The 18,719-nt window shown below is 42.3% G+C and carries 23 protein-coding genes; 6 read left to right on the top strand and 17 right to left on the bottom strand.

Going from position 1 to position 18,719, the window contains the following annotated elements; all coding sequences use genetic code 11:
• Nucleotides 1-41: 41 nt before the first annotated feature.
• The 14 genes from ACE01T_RS00755 to ACE01T_RS00690 all read right to left on the bottom strand — a co-directional run bounded on the left by ACE01T_RS00755 (nucleotide 42) and on the right by ACE01T_RS00690 (nucleotide 13,233).
• Nucleotides 42-404, bottom strand: a complete 363-nt coding sequence (locus ACE01T_RS00755) for a hypothetical protein (RefSeq protein ID WP_180041761.1) — start codon at nucleotides 402-404, stop codon at nucleotides 42-44.
• Nucleotides 405-481: 77 nt separating this feature from the next.
• Nucleotides 482-850, bottom strand: a complete 369-nt coding sequence (locus ACE01T_RS00750) for a GFA family protein (protein ID WP_200222689.1) — start codon at nucleotides 848-850, stop codon at nucleotides 482-484.
• 46 nt (nucleotides 851-896) lie between these two features.
• Nucleotides 897-2,309 carry a M48 family metalloprotease gene (locus ACE01T_RS00745; RefSeq protein WP_395518571.1) on the bottom strand — a complete coding sequence of 471 codons (1,413 nt, stop codon included), beginning with the start codon at nucleotides 2,307-2,309 and terminating at the stop codon, nucleotides 897-899.
• A gap of 112 nt (nucleotides 2,310-2,421) precedes the next feature.
• Nucleotides 2,422-3,390 (bottom strand): 2-hydroxyacid dehydrogenase, encoded by a 969-nt coding sequence (locus ACE01T_RS00740; protein ID WP_395518562.1) that lies wholly within the window; start codon nucleotides 3,388-3,390, stop codon nucleotides 2,422-2,424.
• Nucleotides 3,387-4,052, bottom strand: a complete 666-nt coding sequence (locus tag ACE01T_RS00735) for a hypothetical protein (RefSeq protein ID WP_395518561.1) — start codon at nucleotides 4,050-4,052, stop codon at nucleotides 3,387-3,389. The genes ACE01T_RS00740 and ACE01T_RS00735 overlap by 4 nt, the downstream gene beginning before the upstream one ends.
• A gap of 97 nt (nucleotides 4,053-4,149) precedes the next feature.
• Nucleotides 4,150-6,000, bottom strand: a complete 1,851-nt coding sequence (locus tag ACE01T_RS00730) for a M48 family metalloprotease (protein WP_373423497.1) — start codon at nucleotides 5,998-6,000, stop codon at nucleotides 4,150-4,152.
• A gap of 129 nt (nucleotides 6,001-6,129) precedes the next feature.
• Complete coding sequence (gene purF / locus ACE01T_RS00725; RefSeq protein ID WP_086195555.1) at nucleotides 6,130-7,668, bottom strand: amidophosphoribosyltransferase; 1,539 nt, start codon at nucleotides 7,666-7,668, stop codon at nucleotides 6,130-6,132.
• Between the two features lie 24 nt (nucleotides 7,669-7,692).
• Nucleotides 7,693-8,277, bottom strand: a complete 585-nt coding sequence (locus ACE01T_RS00720) for a CvpA family protein (RefSeq protein ID WP_180041771.1) — start codon at nucleotides 8,275-8,277, stop codon at nucleotides 7,693-7,695.
• Nucleotides 8,274-9,284: a quinone-dependent dihydroorotate dehydrogenase gene (locus ACE01T_RS00715; RefSeq protein WP_395518560.1), complete on the bottom strand. Its 1,011-nt coding sequence runs from the start codon at nucleotides 9,282-9,284 to the stop codon at nucleotides 8,274-8,276. Before ACE01T_RS00715 ends, ACE01T_RS00720 begins: the two co-directional genes overlap by 4 nt.
• Before the next feature lie 90 nt (nucleotides 9,285-9,374).
• Nucleotides 9,375-9,854, bottom strand: a complete 480-nt coding sequence (locus ACE01T_RS00710) for a type II secretion system protein M (RefSeq protein ID WP_086195558.1) — start codon at nucleotides 9,852-9,854, stop codon at nucleotides 9,375-9,377.
• Complete coding sequence (gspL, locus tag ACE01T_RS00705; protein ID WP_086195559.1) at nucleotides 9,854-10,993, bottom strand: type II secretion system protein GspL; 1,140 nt, start codon at nucleotides 10,991-10,993, stop codon at nucleotides 9,854-9,856. The genes ACE01T_RS00710 and gspL overlap by 1 nt, the downstream gene beginning before the upstream one ends.
• A gap of 30 nt (nucleotides 10,994-11,023) precedes the next feature.
• Complete coding sequence (gene sixA, locus ACE01T_RS00700) at nucleotides 11,024-11,479, bottom strand: phosphohistidine phosphatase SixA (protein WP_395518559.1); 456 nt, start codon at nucleotides 11,477-11,479, stop codon at nucleotides 11,024-11,026.
• 71 nt (nucleotides 11,480-11,550) lie between these two features.
• Nucleotides 11,551-12,624 carry an NAD(P)H-dependent glycerol-3-phosphate dehydrogenase gene (locus tag ACE01T_RS00695; RefSeq protein ID WP_395518558.1) on the bottom strand — a complete coding sequence of 358 codons (1,074 nt, stop codon included), beginning with the start codon at nucleotides 12,622-12,624 and terminating at the stop codon, nucleotides 11,551-11,553.
• Nucleotides 12,625-12,657: 33 nt separating this feature from the next.
• Nucleotides 12,658-13,233: a nitroreductase family protein gene (locus tag ACE01T_RS00690; protein WP_395518557.1), complete on the bottom strand. Its 576-nt coding sequence runs from the start codon at nucleotides 13,231-13,233 to the stop codon at nucleotides 12,658-12,660.
• A 227-nt stretch (nucleotides 13,234-13,460) separates the two neighbouring features.
• Here ACE01T_RS00690 and ACE01T_RS00685 point away from each other — a divergent pair, with 227 nt between their 5' ends.
• Entirely contained in the window at nucleotides 13,461-13,841 is a 381-nt protein-coding gene (locus tag ACE01T_RS00685; RefSeq protein ID WP_395518556.1) for a hypothetical protein, read from the top strand.
• Nucleotides 13,842-13,971: 130 nt separating this feature from the next.
• On the opposite strand, the gene rhlB is transcribed toward ACE01T_RS00685, so the two are convergent.
• From rhlB to ACE01T_RS00670, 3 genes are all read right to left on the bottom strand, one after another.
• Nucleotides 13,972-15,123, bottom strand: a complete 1,152-nt coding sequence (gene rhlB / locus ACE01T_RS00680; RefSeq protein WP_092818448.1) for an ATP-dependent RNA helicase RhlB — start codon at nucleotides 15,121-15,123, stop codon at nucleotides 13,972-13,974.
• Nucleotides 15,124-15,222: 99 nt separating this feature from the next.
• Entirely contained in the window at nucleotides 15,223-15,435 is a 213-nt protein-coding gene (locus tag ACE01T_RS00675) for a cold-shock protein (protein WP_004648643.1), read from the bottom strand.
• Between the two features lie 366 nt (nucleotides 15,436-15,801).
• Entirely contained in the window at nucleotides 15,802-15,936 is a 135-nt protein-coding gene (locus ACE01T_RS00670) for a hypothetical protein (protein ID WP_395518573.1), read from the bottom strand.
• On the opposite strand from ACE01T_RS00670, the gene ACE01T_RS00665 reads away from it, so the two are divergent.
• From ACE01T_RS00665 to ACE01T_RS00645, 5 genes are all read left to right on the top strand, one after another.
• Complete coding sequence (locus tag ACE01T_RS00665; RefSeq protein WP_395518570.1) at nucleotides 15,875-16,051, top strand: sulfurtransferase TusA family protein; 177 nt, start codon at nucleotides 15,875-15,877, stop codon at nucleotides 16,049-16,051. The genes ACE01T_RS00670 and ACE01T_RS00665 overlap by 62 nt on opposite strands.
• Nucleotides 16,052-16,191: 140 nt before the next feature.
• Nucleotides 16,192-17,061 carry an RNA polymerase sigma factor RpoH gene (gene rpoH, locus ACE01T_RS00660; RefSeq protein ID WP_086195566.1) on the top strand — a complete coding sequence of 290 codons (870 nt, stop codon included), beginning with the start codon at nucleotides 16,192-16,194 and terminating at the stop codon, nucleotides 17,059-17,061.
• Between the two features lie 147 nt (nucleotides 17,062-17,208).
• Nucleotides 17,209-17,574: a DUF423 domain-containing protein gene (locus ACE01T_RS00655; RefSeq protein WP_086195567.1), complete on the top strand. Its 366-nt coding sequence runs from the start codon at nucleotides 17,209-17,211 to the stop codon at nucleotides 17,572-17,574.
• 16 nt (nucleotides 17,575-17,590) lie between these two features.
• Nucleotides 17,591-17,788, top strand: a complete 198-nt coding sequence (thiS, locus tag ACE01T_RS00650; protein ID WP_395518555.1) for a sulfur carrier protein ThiS — start codon at nucleotides 17,591-17,593, stop codon at nucleotides 17,786-17,788.
• Between the two features lie 11 nt (nucleotides 17,789-17,799).
• On the top strand, nucleotides 17,800-18,585 hold the full coding sequence (locus ACE01T_RS00645; protein WP_395518554.1) for a thiazole synthase: 786 nt from the start codon (nucleotides 17,800-17,802) through the stop codon (nucleotides 18,583-18,585).
• Nucleotides 18,586-18,719: the final 134 nt, after the last annotated feature.

Raw genomic sequence — 18,719 nt, 5'->3', positions numbered from 1 at the left:
CAGTTCAAATGTTTCATCTAATCTCTTATAAACATTCCCGATTATTTCAGATCACACTGAATATTATATTTTTTCAAAATCAGCATTTCTTTTGATGACATCACTTTATTAATGACGTCTTGCTTGGTCATATGTCTAAATTGACGATCTAAAGACTCCCTGTTCTGATCTGCCGCTTGATATAACTGCTCGACATAATTACCCACGATTCCACAAAACTGTGCTTGCTGCTGTGAAGTAAAGGTGGTTTGCTGTGGATCTAAGCTTGTAAAAAAATTTCTCGTTTGTTGCTTATATTCAGCAGAAATTTGATCCACCGCTGCGACGTATTGCTCAACACTCGCAACCGCTACATTTGATCCTGCACACCCCAACAATATTAAGGAAAATAATATTTTTTTCATAAATTAATACATTTAATCATTAAAACCATAAATTCACCCGCAGATTATCACAAAGTGAGCAAATTCAGCTGCAGATTTTATTCATCCATATACAGAAAATCAGGTTTATATTGTGCATAGGCTTGCTCGGAAGGCGCAGGTAAATGACCTTGAGTGACCGTTCCCAAACGTAAACGAATAATGTCAGGTAAATCGACCCGATAAGAATAAATTGGACTACCACATTCCTGACAAAAAACCCGTGCTTTATTCGGGCTATGGAAATATTCTTTTAAAAATTTAAGTCCAGTGGTAATTTCAAATTTTGATTGCTGTAACGGACTGTTCCAGGCAAAGATTGAGCCTTGCGCCATTTGACAATCTTTACAGTAACAGACGATGGTTTTTTCAATTTCACCCTGATAACGATATTTCACCCTTCCACATAAGCATTGACCTTCTAGCATGTGTTACTCCTTGTTTTTATTATCACGGCAACATAATCATATGCAATTAAATTCTGAGCTGTCGCTCTTTTTGCATTTCCTGAATCCGTACTTTTAATTTTGCAGCTAACACAGCATTATCTTTAGCCAAGCGCTGTGCATGTAATAAAGACTTAATCGCATTTTCTTCCGAACCCGACCAGTATTCTACTTCTGCCCGATAACGCAGCACATTCACCGTTCTAAACGGTGACAACCGGTCTATATTGGCCGCTTGCTGCATCAGGCGCCAAGCCTGAATATCACGCGGATTTTTATTAATAAAGCGTTGGATCAGACTGAAAGCTTGTGCAGGCTCTTTTTGACGGATATAGACTTCCGCCAGTTTAAAAGCCAAAGCCCTGTTTTCCGGCATAATCCGTGCTGCTGATTGAATCGCCTGATAAGCTTGCTCGGTTTTATTTTGTCCCAAATAAATATCGGTTTGAATAAGAACCAGCAGATTATTTAAACGCTGCTGTGCTTTTGCCTGATCTAAAACTTGCTGAGCTAAAACATAATCGCCTTGTTTTAAATAAAATGCAGCCAATGCCAGCTGGCCGGCAAAATTATTGCGATTCGCCAAAACCTGAAGTTGTTGCTCTGTGGTCTGGTTAGAAATGACCTTGCTGTACCACTTCAGTATTTCAAAATCTTCATCATGTAAATTTGATTTTACCAGAGGGAATTGATTAGCTCTTAAACGCGCTTCGCTCATCCGTTCTGTACTGAGTGGATGGGTGAGCCAGAAATCAGGCAAGAAACTGACTTTACTGGTTGCCCGGTCCATGACTTCAAAAAAGTCCGCCATACTTTGTGGGTTATAGCCTGCGCTATACATATACTGCATGCCAATCCGGTCTGCTTCACGCTCCTGATTCCGACTATAGTTCAGCTGTTTATCCATCAATGCCGCCTGAGAACCCAGCATGACTGCAGTTCCAGCATCACCATCAGCTTGAGAAGCAATTAGCGCGCCAACCAGTAATCCTGCCACAGTTAACAGGCCCTGCCCCTTAAACGCCTCTTGTGATCGACTGTAATGACGCTGTGACACATGGGCCACTTCATGAGCCATCACCCCAGCCACTTCATCCATATTTCGGGCAGAAGTGATTAAGCCCGTATTGATGGCAAATAATCCACCCGGAACGGCAAAAGCATTGATTTGAGGATCATCGATAATCACCAGCCCTATGGGCTGACCCAGCTGGGTCTGGCTTAAAATATGTGAAAATACACTCCCCAACTGATCTTCAAGCCACGGATTTTGCAAGACAGGCATTTGGTGCTGGACTTCACGAAAGACCTTTTCACCAATCATTTTTTCTTTTTGCTGGTCAATCAGACCAACACCGCTACCAATTTCAGGAACATTAAATTGTGAGGTTAAATTGAGATTTGCACTGTGCGTTAATGTGATTGCTGAAATCAAAGTCAGGTTACACGCCCATAAAAACCGTTTCAATGTGATGTTCTCAAACTGCTTTTTTCAATTCACCTGACTATAACATTGAAAATTGGAGCAATTTGCAATGAAGTGTTATCAAAGTTTAAGCAAAGGCCGGATTCACCAGATAAGGCGGTGTACGGCCTTCCAGCACATCCACCAGGTTACAATAGGCCAGCTCAGCCATTTTTTTACGCGTTTCCGCAGTCGCAGAACCGACATGCGGCATAGTCACCACATTTTCCAGAGCAAAAAGTTCTGATTCCTGCAAAGGCTCTTTTACATAAACATCCAGTCCAGCAGCAAAAATTTTGCCGGCTTTAAGTGTATTAATGAGTGCCTGCTCATCCACCACAGAACCACGGGCAATATTGACAAAAACTGCATGCGACTGCATTTGATCGAACTCGTGCTGCCCAATCAAGGCCTGAGATTCAGCATTGAGATCAACAGCAACCACTACAAAATCAGACTGCTGCAACAACTCATCCAAAGCACAATAACGGGCATTTAAAGGCTGCGCCAGTTCAAGTTTTTCACGGCGGTTATGGTAAAGAATGTTCATGTTAAAACCATAAAAGCCACGGCGTGCAATCGCAGCACCGATATTGCCCAAACCGATGATCCCCAAAGTTTTACCAAAAACATCCTGCCCGAATTGCGCCGTCCCCACAGTGCGTTGCCATTTACCCTGCTTGGCCCACTGATCCAGAGTCGGAACTTTACGTGCTGCGCTCATCAGCAGACTAAACGCCAAATCGGCAGTGCTTTCGGTTAATACATGCGGGGTATTGGATAACCAGATTTTTTGCTGGTTTAAATAGGACAGATCGTAATTGTCATAACCCACACTGACACTGGAAATAATTTTAAGCTGTTGCGCAGTTGCTAGATTATTTTCATTCAATAACCGCCCTGCACCAATCATTGCATCGGCATCTTTAACTTGCTCAAGAATCTGTTGGTTGACATCCCCCTGTTTCGGGTTAATGATGACCACCTGATATTGCTGTTGCAAGCGCTGAAGGATATCCTGATCTAACTGGCTAAAAACCACGACTTTCTTGTTCATGTTCTATCCGTGTTTTGAGACGATTTTTGCATAAACTGCCACAAGCGTTTTTTTAACAGGGGCTGAGTCAGCATTTCCTGCAAACCCGCCAGATTGATGCTTTTTGAATGTTTTAAATAAGCACTCTGCCCCAGAAAAATAATATTTTTATCTTCACTGATTGCATCTAAAAAGCCTTGTACATAACTTTCCGCACCGTGACCATCCTGAAAACTCATTAAAGGAAATGGCCACTGCAATTCATTATATTCACCCGATACTGCATGTTGAATATTATGCCAAAGTTGCTGCTGCTCAGCGGTAATTTCTGTTGTGTCCACTACAATTACACAGTGTGATAAAGCGAATGCTTGCAGTTGAAAAGGGGAAATTTGCTGTGCCGGACGTGTTGCTATCTCCTCGGCGACAATTTCTATTTTTTTTTCTACTGCTGCAATTGGAGAGATTAAAGACTCGGTGCGTTCAGGCTCTTGCCTTTGGTCTGCTTTAAGGGCTAGTGGTAGTACGGCTGGTGCTTTTGCCAGCACAATTTCAGTCTGATATTCAGCTGCTGCCTGATCTCGCCACAGCGATGAAGATGGCATTTTTTGACATACAACATCCCGAGGAACCCAGATATCAATTCCTAAAGTTGCCAATATGTCACGCTGATGCCCTATCATCTTTTTTCATCACCAATTGAATAGTGGATATTCTAACGAGATTAGCGATTTTTTGCTGGGCTTTTATTGAATCATCCGGCATTTTGTCGTATGGGGATTAGACTATCATCAAACTGTTTTTCTTCTGCATCAACTCGACAATTTCATCGGTTTCAAAACCAAAACGCCAATACAACAGCTCCAGAACATCCAGTTCATCTTGGGTAATAATACGATCATTCCACAAACATAATTCTGCAATGCCTAAAATACTCAGACGGTCACGCAGTAGTAAACCCGCAATATCATTCAAAATTTCTGCTAAATCAATCGGCTCGTCCGAAATTTCAGCATAAATTTCCAGTTCTTTTACAGTTAATACCCGTTTCAGGATTTTTTCACGCACATCAAGCTGATTGTGGCTATTAATTTGCTGCACATGCAATAAGGCATCAATCAAACGCACAATATGCGGTTTCACCTCATCCAAAGACGTTGGAGTATGAATCGGTAAAAGATTCAATTCATGTTTCACATATTCAAGCAATAAAGCATCCAATAAACCAATTTCACCATCTTCCTGAATAATTCGCGCCAGTTTCATCAAAAACTGGCGTGCAATGGTCGCTGGCATAGAGCCAATATTTTTACATGCCTCGCGAAAGATCGAGATATGAACCCGTCCATCTAAATGCAGTAATGAATCCACAATGGCACGGCTGACTTCGGCTTCAGCCGGAATAAATTCACGGTACTGCCGAATCATTAAAATGGCCACCATCACTTCCCGTGAACCCGTAGCAGTCTGCAATGCACGCTGGATTAATTCAGGACGCTGCATATTGTTTCGAATTTCTGGATTTAAGGGTTTAATGGCATCCTTCAGGGCAAAACTGATCGGTGATAGACGCAGCAATGGCAAGGGTTGCGGGGAGCTCCAGGGTATATAAACTTCACTGTTCAGCTCTTCAAGCGAACGAAACAGGCTAAATAAGGGCTGATTGCGTAATTTCTTCAAATTTTCAAGCTGTAAATCCTGCACCAGACCAGGATTCAACTCATAAATACGTTGATCAATACGCGGATGAATATTCATCCAGTTTTGTGGACCTAAAGAATTAGCAAAACACATATGCGAAATGGATTCTGCATATTCGCTATGAATTTGTGATCCTGAATGATGTACATGAATTCTCAATAAGGTTTGCACATTGGCATCATTTTGAATCAGACGCCTGGTTTTTTGATCATTCTTAAAAGTGCGGCTACCGAGTGAAATATATTTAATAAAACGGGTAATCAAAACCCCTAAACTCCCAACCAACCAGATCAGCCCACCCATAGCTACAAAGAAAGTCGCAAGTTTATGCCTATATGCCCGACCATGCTTGGTAAAGCCTAATTTGGCAATTTTACTGCCCCACTGGCTCAAAGTCGTCAGGCTGCTGTAAAGAATTTTTAGACGCGTATTTTCAGCTGTTTCACCCGATAAAATTTTATTGAATTCATGACTTAACAAACCATAAAGTTCTAATTCATCCAGATTCTGCAAAGCACCCCAGGTTAAAATGATCACAATATCACGTGGATAAAATCCGGCTGTCAGTGCATTTACCCCAACTTCATCAGGCAACACATATACCGTAGGTGTATCAATTAAAAAGGTTTCAGCCAGCTGTTCGGTAATTTTTAGGGCTATGCTTTCTTCAGGAATACTTTCGATTAAATTTAAACGACGAGCCCCCATCTGTTTCGCCAGTGAATGTCCACCAGAACGAAAAACATAGAACTCATACCCTATAGAAACAGCCATCACACTCAGTAATAAAGCAATCAAATAGGGACTTAACACATGCCAGAAGATGGATTGAGTTTGATCAAAATAAAAAACATTCAACCCCAAAATGGTATTTAAAATAAATAATGTCAGCAACACCGCGAGTACACAGATACTTGCAGACCAAATCATATTTTTGTTTTGAATAAAAGAATAACCCGCACTCTTCAATGTAAAGTTCCTTTATTACATTGTATTTATCTACTCATCATAAATTAAAAAAGCGGGAATTTCCCGCTTTTCATCGCATGCAAGAAGAATTTATTCTTCTTTCACGCCAGTCAAGTCCACTGACGCCGCATCAATATTGACATCAATATAACCATCTTGAGCTTTTTTAGCAGAGTCATTACGCTTGCTTTCCAGTTCCTCCAGATAAGCTTCATCGATACCGCCCGCTACATACACACCATCAAACACCGAACAGTCAAATTCCTGTAATGCTGGTACCTTGTTGGTACGAACTGCGCCTTTTAGATCTTCCAGGTCCTGGAAAATCAAACGGTCTGCACCAATAATTTCACGGATTTCTTCAACACTGCGGTTTGAGGCAATCAGTTCCGCTTTTGCTGGCATATCAATACCGTACACGTTTGGATATTTTACCATCGGTGCAGCCGAAGCAAAGAATACTTTTTTCGCCCCGGAATCACGTGCCATTTGAATAATTTCGTTACAGGTGGTACCACGTACAATCGAGTCATCCACCAGTAAAACGTTTTTGCCTCTAAACTCCAGTTCAACCGGGTTGAGCTTTTGACGTACCGATTTCTCGCGTTGCTGCTGACCCGGCATAATGAAGGTACGTCCGATATAACGGTTTTTCACAAAACCTTCACGGAATTTAACACCCAAACTATTTGCCAGTTCCAAAGCGGAAGTACGAGAAGTATCCGGAATTGGAATCACCACGTCAATGTCATGCTCATCACCCCATTCACGGATAATTTTGCTGGCAAGCTTTTCGCCCATTTTTAAACGTGCCTTATACACTGAAATGCCGTCAATGATGGCATCTGGACGTGCAAAATATACATATTCAAAAATACAAGGACGATATTCAGGATTTTCAGCACATTGTTTGCTAAACAGCTCACCCTTTGAAGTAATCAAAATAGCTTCGCCTGGTTCAATATCACGTTCAACTTTAAAGCCTAAAGCGGTAATCGCTACAGACTCGGAAGCAATGATATATTCAAGGCCTTTTTCCGTTTCACGAGAACCATAAATCAATGGACGAATACCGTTTGGATCACGGAAACCCACCAGACCATGTCCAGTAATCATGGCAACCACACCATAGGCACCTTTACAGCGCTCATGTACACGTGTCACCGCATTGAATATATCTTCCGGCGACGGATTCAACTCGCCACTTTTCTGCATTTCATGAGCAAAAACGTTTAACAGTACTTCAGAATCCGAATCGGTATTCATGTGACGAAGATCTGTTTTAAACAAATCTTCATGAATTTCTTCAGCATTGGTCAAGTTACCGTTATGCGCCAGGGTAATTCCGTAAGGCGAGTTCACGTAAAATGGCTGTGCTTCTGCACTGCTCGAAGAACCCGCTGTCGGATAACGCACATGACCAATACCGTAATTCCCTAGCAATGCACGCATGTGACGCGTATGGAAGACATCTCGTACCATACCGTTGTCTTTACGCAGGAATAGCCGCCCTTTATGACAGGTTACTATTCCGGCTGCATCCTGACCACGATGCTGTAACATCGTTAATGCATCAAACAACATTTGGTTAACGGGTGACTTACCAGCTATACCAACTACTCCACACATAGCAACCTCGCAAACAAGCTAGGATTAATAAAAAGGATTATTTGTTGATTCGCCTGTACGCGCTGCATGCTTCTGCGTTTTTTCAGACGATGAGTCGGAAGATGACGCTGCGTCTTCAGACTTGATATGAGCAAGTGCCCCTTGCGCCGCTTCTTTAGAAAGTTCGGTCGCCCAGGGCGCATACGGAATAAGGAGTTGTACAAATTTAGACTGTTTCCAGTGAGGAGAACTTTCCACCCAGGGACCCAGGCCCTGCATGGTGATGAGTACAATCAATAAACCTTTTAAAGAGCCAAAAGCACCACCTGCCAAACGGTTCAATGGGCCGAGTTTCAGGCTCTTCAATACTTTGTTCAGAAATGCGGTGACAATCCAGGTTAACACCACCATGACCAATACAATAAATGCAAAAGCTGCTATTTTTTGTACCACTGGATCTCCACTGAGCGAGACCATCGAAGGTGCCAGGATGGCTGCGTATTTTGCACCGATGACCAGCGCAAGAACCCATCCTACCAAGTTCGCAAAGGCTGAAACCAATCCTTGTCGCAAACCGTTGAGCCCTCCAATGAGCAAGATAATCAGTATAAAGATATCCAGTGTATTCATGGTGTGTTTAAAGCATCAATACAATCTTTAATCAGGGCTGGACCTGTATATATGAGACCACTATAAATTTGTACAAGGCTGGCACCGGCCTGTTGTTTCGCAACAGCCTGTTCGCCCGACAAAATCCCGCCTACCCCGATCAATGGAATCTGACCTTTTAATACTTTAGCAAAAGCAGCAAGACAAGCGGTACTTTTTTCAAATACAGGCGCACCGGACAAACCACCCGCTTCATTGCCATATTTCAGGTTTTCCACCCCTTCACGAGACAAGGTGGTATTGGTCACAATCAAACCATCAATTTTAAACTGGATTAACTGTTTCCCAATGAACTGGATATCTTCGTCGGTCAGATCAGGAGCAACTTTAAGCACTAAAGGTACATAATGCTGATACTCTTCCGCCAGTTCAAGCTGACGTTTTTTCAAGGTTTGCAGCAATTCTGTTAACGCATCGCCGCTTTGCAGGCTGCGCAAATTTTTAGTATTCGGCGATGAAATATTGACCGTGATATAGGAAGCGTAGTTATAGACTTTTTCCAGACAGATCAGATAATCATCTACAGCATTTTCAACCGGGGTATCGGCATTTTTACCAATATTAATGCCCAAAATACCTTTGAATTTTGCTGCCTTGACATTTTCAATCAGCTTGTCTACACCGTCATTATTAAATCCCATACGGTTAATAATGGCCTTGGCTTCAGGCAAACGGAATAAACGGGGATGTGGATTGCCCGATTGGGGACGTGGTGTAATGGTTCCAATTTCAATAAAACCAAAGCCCAGCCCAGCCAGAGCATCAATATAAGCGCCATTTTTGTCCAGACCAGCTGCCAAACCTACCGGATTGGGAAATTCAATTCCCATACAGGTCACAGGTTTGGACGCTACGTTTTGACGCATCATGCCCATGCGATGAGCTGATTTCAATAACGATAGTGTGAGCTCATGTGCACGCTCTGGTGCTAAAGAAAACAACAAAGGGCGGGCAAGAGAATACAACATATCTATAAAAGTCTACTGCTTTTTAAGTCGGCATATTATAGGCATAGCCCGCAGAAAACGCCATGCTTCACAGATCTTTATTTTTACCCTTTATTGCACTGTCGCTGTTAATTTAATCTGACCAGCATCAGAAATTAGTTCTATTTTCTCAAGGCTTAGACCCATTTGTACTAATTGGGTTAAAAAATTTGCCAAGATGGCATAATTTTCATGTGCCGCAACAATCTGGATTTGCTCACCCGTTTGCTGGGAAGCCACCGATAATCCCTGCTGCTGGGCAACACGCTGAACCTTTTCTGCAGCAGTTAACTGCACGTCATCTGCAGGTTTCATGGTGACTGCATTACTTTGCATCCATACAATCATATCCTTAAGATCATTGACCCGATTCTGCTGTTTATTCGCAGCGGCATGCATATACCAGAGTGCCGAACCAATAACCGCAATCACAACAAAAATAGTGGTAAAGATCACCATATAACGTTCACGTTGCGACAGCTGGTCCAGATAATCCGTGACTCTTTCAATGAATTGATCAATCGAGTTTTGCAGTTTTTCTGATGTATTCATTATTGTATTTTCACCAATCCAATTGCACCTGGACCATTGGGCTGAACAGTGCCTAATTCTGCCTTAAAGCCTTGCTGATTGAGCTGCTGGGTTAAATTTTGCAAAGCAGCCGCAGAATTGGCTTTCAATTCCATATTTAAAATAGAAGCTTCATAATTGATACGATTAGCCACGATCTGATTTTGCATCAGCACTGGACCAATCCGGCTTAGCAGCTGTAAAGCTTGAGTATTGGCACTTTTATTTAAGCGTACATGACTTTCAAACTGGCTTTTTAAATTCTGCTCGGTCACACGACTACTCTGTCCAAACCAGTACTTATACTGATCAATCGCTTGCAACGCAGTCTGGTCTGCCACTTTTTTATATTTATACCAGCATGTTGCATCATAGCCAAACTGGACAACAATAGCAGCAACCAAGACAGCAGCACAGGCTTTCCAATAACCGGACATAGCCTGACTGTTTTTAGCTTTAGGTAGAATATTAAAAGGATGAAGTCGCGCTTTTTTTAATACCGGTATTTCATAATGGAAAGATTCAATCTGTTCCTGCGTCACCATGGCTTCAAGGCTTTGCATTTGTTCAGCGGTAAAATTACTGATTTTATAAGATTGCCCCGAAGGCTGATAATCTAAAAACAGTGCCAGATCATCCACCGAATTGCCCATAAATTCACTTTCACGCACCAGCAAGCGCCCGGACAGGTTCGCAATGATGATCTGCCCCACTTCTGGAGCTGGTAAAATGAGAAAATCGGGCAATAAGGAAGCAACTTTAACCGGGATTAAGTTCAAAGCATGTTGCAAGGTTTCAACCGTACTATTTGCCACACCCAAAATGATTAACTGATCGGGATTTTGAAAATGATGCAATATTTTCATGGAATCGATGGGCAAAAGCACAAATTCTTCTAATAAATATTTAACCCCATCCGTACCCAATTTCTTGTACTGGGGCCTGGATAGACTCTGTTGCAGCATTTGTACATCACGACTGGGAAAAAATACCACAGCTTCTTGTCCATGATAGCCTTGAATATCTTGAATTAATTGTTCAAGACTAAAGGCCTGAGACCAACTCTCTCCAGTTGACCAGTGCCAAACCCCATTGGCTTCAGGCATCCATAAATACAACATCAATATTTTTCTGCCGTTTTAATTAATATTTTATACATTTGGAATAAAACTTTTTAACTGTGTTGATAATCCTGTTGCAATCACTGCCTGTTCATATATCCGCGCTTCAGCCAGAGCATACGGATGAAAAGGTTCTGCGGTCAACAATGCTGCAATATGCGCCACCACATTCATATGGCACACAACCACAATAGACTCATAAGGAAGCTGTGACAGCCAGTCCACTGCCAATTTTGCATCATCATCCGGTTTAATCTTATTACACACCAGTACGGGTACATCACGAAAATAATGTTGCAAATGTGCCAGGGTTTCCTGCGCGCGCAATAAGGGACTCACCACAAAAGCATCAGGCCGGATAATATCCTTTAAATATTCTGCGGTAAGTTGGGCCTGCGTATGTCCACGCTCGGTCAAAGGACGCTTGTCATCATTGCCATGCACCGCAGGAGCGGCTTCACCATGACGGACTAAGGTAAGTTGCATAAAAATTCCTTATTTTCAAATATGCAGCCATTATAACCAAGCTTTATGAACGCAATAAGATGATTTAAAAATTACACTTCATTGTGAGGTAAAACAAATTCTACATCACTGCGGTGGCCATTTTTCATCAGTGAAAGTGCAATGCTTAAAGGTGGCGCACCTTCAAAAATCACATCATATAAAGCACTGGTAATGGGCATATACACACCTAATTCTTCCGAACGGCTGCGCACCTGCACAATGGTATTGATCCCTTCCGCAGTTTGACCCAATTCTTGGGTGGCCTGCTCCAGGGGCTTCCCTGAACCCAAGGCAAAACCCACCTGATAGTTACGGCTGAGCGGACTATTACAGGTTGCAAACAAGTCACCCACGCCAGACAATCCCAGGAATGTCAACGGGTTTGCACCCAGTTTCACCGCAAAACGGCTCATTTCTGCCAGTGCGCGGGTCAGAATCATGCTCTTGGTGTTTTCACCCACTTTATAAGCAGCAGCCATGCCCATGGCAACCGCATAGATATTTTTTAAAGCTCCACCCAGTTCCACACCATGCACATCATCACTACCAAAAACCCGGAACAATGCACTATGCAATGCTTGCTGTACAGCATAACGTACCAGTTCAGATTGACTGGCAATCACCGTTCCTGCAGGTTGCCCGGCCATAATTTCCTTGGCCAGATTCGGCCCGGAAAGCACACCATAGGGAACCTGAGGCAATTCTTCACGAATAATATCACTCATGAAATGGAAGGTTTTCGCCTCAATGCCTTTGGTTAAGGAAATGACGGCCTGCGAGCTGATAAAAGGCTTGATTTGTTTCAGTACATCGCGAAAAGAATGGCTAGGAATAGCCACCAGAATAATGTCACGATTACAGACAGCCGTTTCTAAATCCGATACCGCCTTTAAACCCGGCTCCAAAACAAAATCGGGTAAATAGCGTTTATTGATATGGGTCTGATTAATTTCTGCTGCTGCTGCCTCATCACGAATCCAGATCATGGTGTCACAACCATTGCGTACAGCAGTATTGGCCATTGCCGTACCGAAACTGCCACCACCCAACACGGTTACACGCAAGGCCGTTTTTTGATCAATTGCAACCGGTTCAACAAGATCTGAAAATTTCAACTCTGACATTATTTTTATATCTCAACTCATGATTCAATACAGTTACTTATTCCAATAACTGACATAGTTTTGTGTATCCACTGCTGTACGCGCTGGAATCGCTTTCGCTGCGGTTCCAATATAAATAATTCCAGAAATTAAATCATCTTCTGACAGCCCCAAGATTCGCTTAAACAATGGCGACTCAACCACTGCCCCGCTACGCCACATAGTTGAAAAGCCTTGCACTTGCAAAGACAACAAGAAGTTTTCAATTGCTGCGCCTGAACTTAAGGTCTGTTCAAAATTAGGCACTTTCGGATGTGGCTGAAATTGGGTTAAGGCCAAAACCAGTAATGGTGCACGAAATGGATGATTTTTTACCCGATCCAATTGAACAGGATCAGTTTCACCTAAATCCGCCAAAGCTCTGGAGAGCAACTCACCAAAGGCTTCACGCTGATCACTCGGAATAACAACAAAACGGGTGGGCTTTAACCGATGATGGTCCGGCGCAGTCAAAGCCGCCTGAAAGGCTTTCTCCAGTTGCTCTGCATTCGGAGCAGGTTCAACCAAATGCCCAATCGACTGACGCTGATGAATATTCTGATGAACCGTATCTACCACTGAATCCGTCATTGACTTTTATATCTGTGTACTAAAATATTTCACCAAGATTAGCATAATCTTGTTCAGTTACTCTAGAGCGTTAAGTGAATGTCTACTCCACAATGGCCCACTGAACTAAGCTTCAGTCACAGAGAGTTCATATAAAGCTGCATATTTCATACAAGTCCTTCAAAAATCATTCAAAAAATCATGTTCAAATAGCTTAAATTCTCTTTAAAACAATCCAGGGGAAAAAGATGAAACAAGTCTTTGCACTCGCTTCAACTGTTGTCGTTGCTCTCGCCTTAACTGCCTGTGCATCCAATCCGACCACATCTTTAGCGATTCAAAAAGAAAATAATCAATATGAAGTGACGGGAATTGGTAAAAGCAGTTTAATATCTAAAAATAACGCGATTACTGCAGCAAATAACGCCTGTGGCAAAAAAGCCACCCCTGTCATCGTGAATGAAAAAACCGAATACAACGGTGCCTTAAAAGGTGTAGTCGATGAGCAAACCGGACAAATGATTCAGGCTGCAACCACCGTCCTTGGCACCTTGGCTGGCAAAAGCGGCAGTCTGGCACGCGATGAAGACTATCAAACCGTACTGACCTTCACTTGTCGAGCCAACTAAACATTCAAATAATGTTCTATTTCATCTTACTCATTGAATAAAGCTGTCTAAAGCCCAAACAAAAAAGCCGCTTATTGAAGCGGCTTTTTTGTTGTATCTACTCTTTAATGCGGCAATAAATTTCTTAAAACTAGCAATACCCTTCCAGACGGGTCAAAGGTAATTTCTGGCCAATCGCTTTTTCAATTTCCGGAAGATAGAACGCATCATCTTCAGACAAGAAACTGATACTTACCCCACGCGTTCCCGCACGACCGGTACGACCTATACGATGAACATAGTCATCCGACTGTTCAGGCAAGGTAAAGTTGATGACATGGGAAACACCATCCACATGAATACCACGACCTGCAACATCGGTTGCGATCATAATATTATGCTGACCGTTCTTAAACTGATCCAGCATTTTCAGGCGCTTGTCTTGTGCAATTTCACCTGAAAGCATTACCACCTTATAACCATCTTTTTTCAGATGATCATAAAGCTTGCGTACCTGGTCACGACGGTTGGCAAAAATCATGACTTTTTCAATCGGCTCATCACGCAGGATTTCTTGCAACAACTTATATTTATCTGTTTTGGCAACCATATACACGCGCTGTTCTACATCGGCATTGGTTTTCTTTTCCGGCTCAATTTCCACAGTCACCGGTTCGAACAACCACTGTTGCGCCAGGTTCAACACATCATAGCTAAAGGTGGCAGAGAACATTAAAGTTTGACGCTGTTCTTTACGCGGAGAAAAACGCACAATACGTTTTACCGATGGAATGAAGCCCATATCCAGCAAACGGTCTGCTTCATCAATCACCAAAAATTCAATCTGGTCCAGCCAGACTTCTTTTTGCTCCACAAAGTCGATTAAACGACCTGGTGTCGCCACAATAATATCGACAAAATTTTTATCCAGCTGGGCTTTCTGCTTATCAAAATCTACCCCACCCAGCAAAGTCACCAGATGCAGGTCGGTAAATTTGGTCAGCTCTTTGGCATCACTTTCAATCTGTAAAGCCAGCTCACGTGTAGGCGCAAGAATCAGCGCACGCGGCTCGCCACGAAAGCGTTGTTCTTTAATCGGATTATTCAGCAAATCATTAATGACACTGACCAGGAAAGCCGCTGTTTTTCCTGTACCGGTTTGTGCACGGCCAATGGCATCATGTCCAGCCAAAGTGAATTTTAAAACCTTTTCCTGAATAGGTGTCATTTCTTTGAAACCTAAAGCATCAATCGCCTGTTTCAGTTTCGGATGTAAATTTAAGGTTTCAAAACCAGATGACATATAAAGGTGCTCTAACTTAATGATCAGGAAAAATAGGAATCTATTATAAACAAAAACGCCCCAAATTACATTGGGGCGTTCTCATGAATAATCAGGCGATTAGTCTAAAGGTTGTACTTCTTCCGCTTGGAAGCCTTTTTGACCTTTAACTACGCTGAATTCAACACGTTGACCATCACGAAGTGAACGGTGGCCGTCACCTTGGATAGCGCGGAAATGAACGAATACGTCGTCGCCGCCGTTACGTTGAATAAAGCCGAAGCCTTTAGTGTCGTTGAACCATTTAACTACGCCTTGTTCACGAGCTGTCATAAGTTAATCCTCATTGTATTTAATTAAAGGACCACCCGGTGTTGCAAACAGCAGAGTAAACAAGGTTTAAAAATAATTATTATTTCTAAGCTTGTAATCATTCTGTATTACTATTAACAAAATCCCGGTTACATCCATTGCAATATCCAATTTTAAGACATTTAAAATGCTGTCATAAATTTGAATACGCAACGAGCTTAACACGGGTTTATGACAATTCATACTGTTTTTTTTGATTAATCTTCTTTTTGATTCGGCTTCTTTTTTACTAATTATTTCCTTATTTTAGAGAAGTACTTTTATGTTGAAGTTCTATAATTTTATTGGGCTTTGGCACTAAATTTGCTAATATTTATCGAAATTGAATTAGATATTAAATGCGATGAATGATCTGACCAATTCAGCAATAATCATTGATGCCATGGGTAAGCCTTGCCCCATGCCGTTATTGATGCTTAAGCGAGCGATCAAGAACAAATCAGGCGGCATATTTTTACTCAAATCTTCAGATCCACATAGTCAGCAAGATGTAACGCGTTATTGTTCAATGCATCAAATGAACTGCAATATGACTAAAATTTCTGATTTTGAATATCACTACTTAATTGAATCTTAATTATTTTCAATTAAACTAGAACGTTTCAAATGTGCATAAAAAATTACATTTCTCTACCCAAATTTCCTAAACTCGCTGAAATATTGGATTAAGATAAATTTATTAAGATGGTTATGTCATCCAACTCTCAAGGAGAACACATGAGTGACAGCAGCAATCAATTGATGCCCCTGTCATTATCGGCACCAGGGGTAAATCTCGGTGCTTATATAAGTACTGTCAATCAGATTCCTATTTTAACGGCTGAACAAGAAAAAGAGTTGGCCGAACGCTACTTTTATGACCAAGATTTAGATGCTGCGAAAATGCTCGTGATGTCTCATTTACGTTTTGTGGTTCATATTGCCCGCAGTTATGCCGGTTATGGTTTGCCGCAAGGCGACCTGATTCAGGAAGGCAACTTGGGCTTAATGAAAGCAGTGAAACGTTTCGACCCAAATATGGGCGTGCGCTTGGTGTCATTTGCCGTACACTGGATTAAAGCTGAAATTCATGAATACGTGATCCGTAACTGGCGTATTGTTAAAATTGCCACGACCAAAGCACAGCGTAAACTGTTTTTCAATTTACGCAGTTTAAAAAAATCCAGTAAAAAACTCACTCTGGATGAAGCACAATCCATTGCCAATGACTTGAATGTCACACCTGAACAGGTGCTGGAAATGGAAGGCCGCCTGACCGCCTACGATGCTGCTTTTGAAGCGCAAGGCGATGATGACGATGAAGGTTCAACCCATGTTGCTCCAGCCTTATATCTGGAAGATAACCGTTATGACCCGGCACGCCTGGCTGAAGAAGACGACTATGAAGAACAAAGTACTTCTGCCCTGCATGATGCCATGGATCAACTGGATGACCGTTCACGCAACATTTTACAGCGTCGCTGGCTGGATGATGAAAAATCAACCCTGCATGAACTGGCCGCTGAATATAATGTATCTGCGGAACGGATTCGCCAGCTTGAAAAAAACGCCATGGAAAAAATTAAAGTGGCCATGTCTTCCAACTAGATGACCGAACATATGCAAGGTATTTCGAAAAAAGGGCCAAGTGCTCTTTTTTCATATGCAGGCTGCAGTAATGTTGCTTTTTGCCTTCCGTGCAAGTACCAGAATATGCTAAGTTATGGGGCAAATTTACTCAGGTAGTCATTGCTTATGTGGATTGCAATTTCAGCCCTCAATTTAGCTTTTGCTGTCATGCTTGGTGCTTTTGGTGCACATGGCTTAAAAACACGTGCAACAGAAGCTCAATTGGCGTGGTGGCATACCGCAACTGATTATTTTTTCTATCATGCGCTTGGGCTTTTGGCGCTGGCCATTTTAGCCAGAGTCATCCCCCAACTTCCCATTAAAGCCAGTTTTATCCTGATTCAGGTCGGTATTTTCTTTTTCTGTGGTTCACTCTATGTCATGGCCTTAGGCCTACCCCGCGGTTTAGGAGCAATTACCCCAATTGGCGGCGCTTTAATGATTGCAGGCTGGCTGGTACTGGCATGGAATGCCTTTAAATACGTGAAATAGAATAAGGTAATTAACGATGCAAATTTATTTGAATGGCGAAGAAAAAAACACCTCATGCACTAATTTACTAGAATTAATTCAAGAGCTTGAACTTGAAGGTAAACGTTTTGCTGTAGAACAGAATGAAATGATCATTTCCAAAAGCAAGTTGGCACAGACCCTAATTTGCGCTGAAGATCATATTGAAATTATTCATGCCGTCGGTGGCGGTTAATCGGAGCTCCCATGGAAGACACCCCACTTATAATTGGTTCTCGTACTTTTAATTCACGCTTATTGGTTGGTACAGGTAAATATAAAGATTTAGCTGAAACCGATTTAGCCATTCAGGCCAGCGGTGCAGAGATTGTCACAGTCGCAATCCGTCGGGTCAATATCGGCCAGCATCCTGATCAGCCGAATTTGCTTTCTGTAGTCCCACCAGAAAAATATACCATTCTGCCTAATACCGCAGGCTGTTTTGATGCAAACAGTGCTGTGCGTACCTGTATGCTGGCGCGTGAACTGCTGGATGGGCACAACCTGGTAAAACTGGAAGTACTCGGCGATGAAAAAACCCTTTACCCCAATGTTACCGAAACCTTAAAAGCAGCACGTACCTTAATTGATGATGGTTTCGAGATTATGGTCTACACCTCGGATGACCCGATTATTGCTCAGGAATTAGAGAGCATGGGCTGTGTAGCCATTATGCCTCTAGGCAGTCTGATTGGTTCAGGCTTAGGGATTTTAAATCCGCATACCATTTCTATTATTAAGGAAAATGCCAAAGTTCCAGTACTGGTCGATGCTGGTGTAGGTACTGCCAGTGATGCCGCGATTGCAATGGAATTGGGTTGTGACGGCGTATTGATGAATACTGCTATTGCTGCGGCGCAAAATCCTATCTTAATGGCCTCTGCGATGAAAAAAGCGGTTGAAGCGGGTCGCGAAGCATTCCTTGCAGGCCGTATGCCTCGTAAACGTATGGCCAATGCCAGTTCACCTGAAACCGGTTATTTCTTTAAATAAAGTTAGAATTTAAAAAAGGACTCAGAGGAGCACTGCTGTCCCATAGTTTGCTTTAAATAAAAAAACCTGAGTCCTAACAGTTAAAATATGAGTGCAAACAAACACTTTAACGACCAGGATTCAGGTTTTGTCAC

Source organism: Acinetobacter uliginosus (genome assembly GCF_044130295.1).
Taxonomy (GTDB): Bacteria; Pseudomonadota; Gammaproteobacteria; order Pseudomonadales; family Moraxellaceae; genus Acinetobacter.
This window is presented reverse-complemented; position numbering and strand designations above follow the sequence as displayed.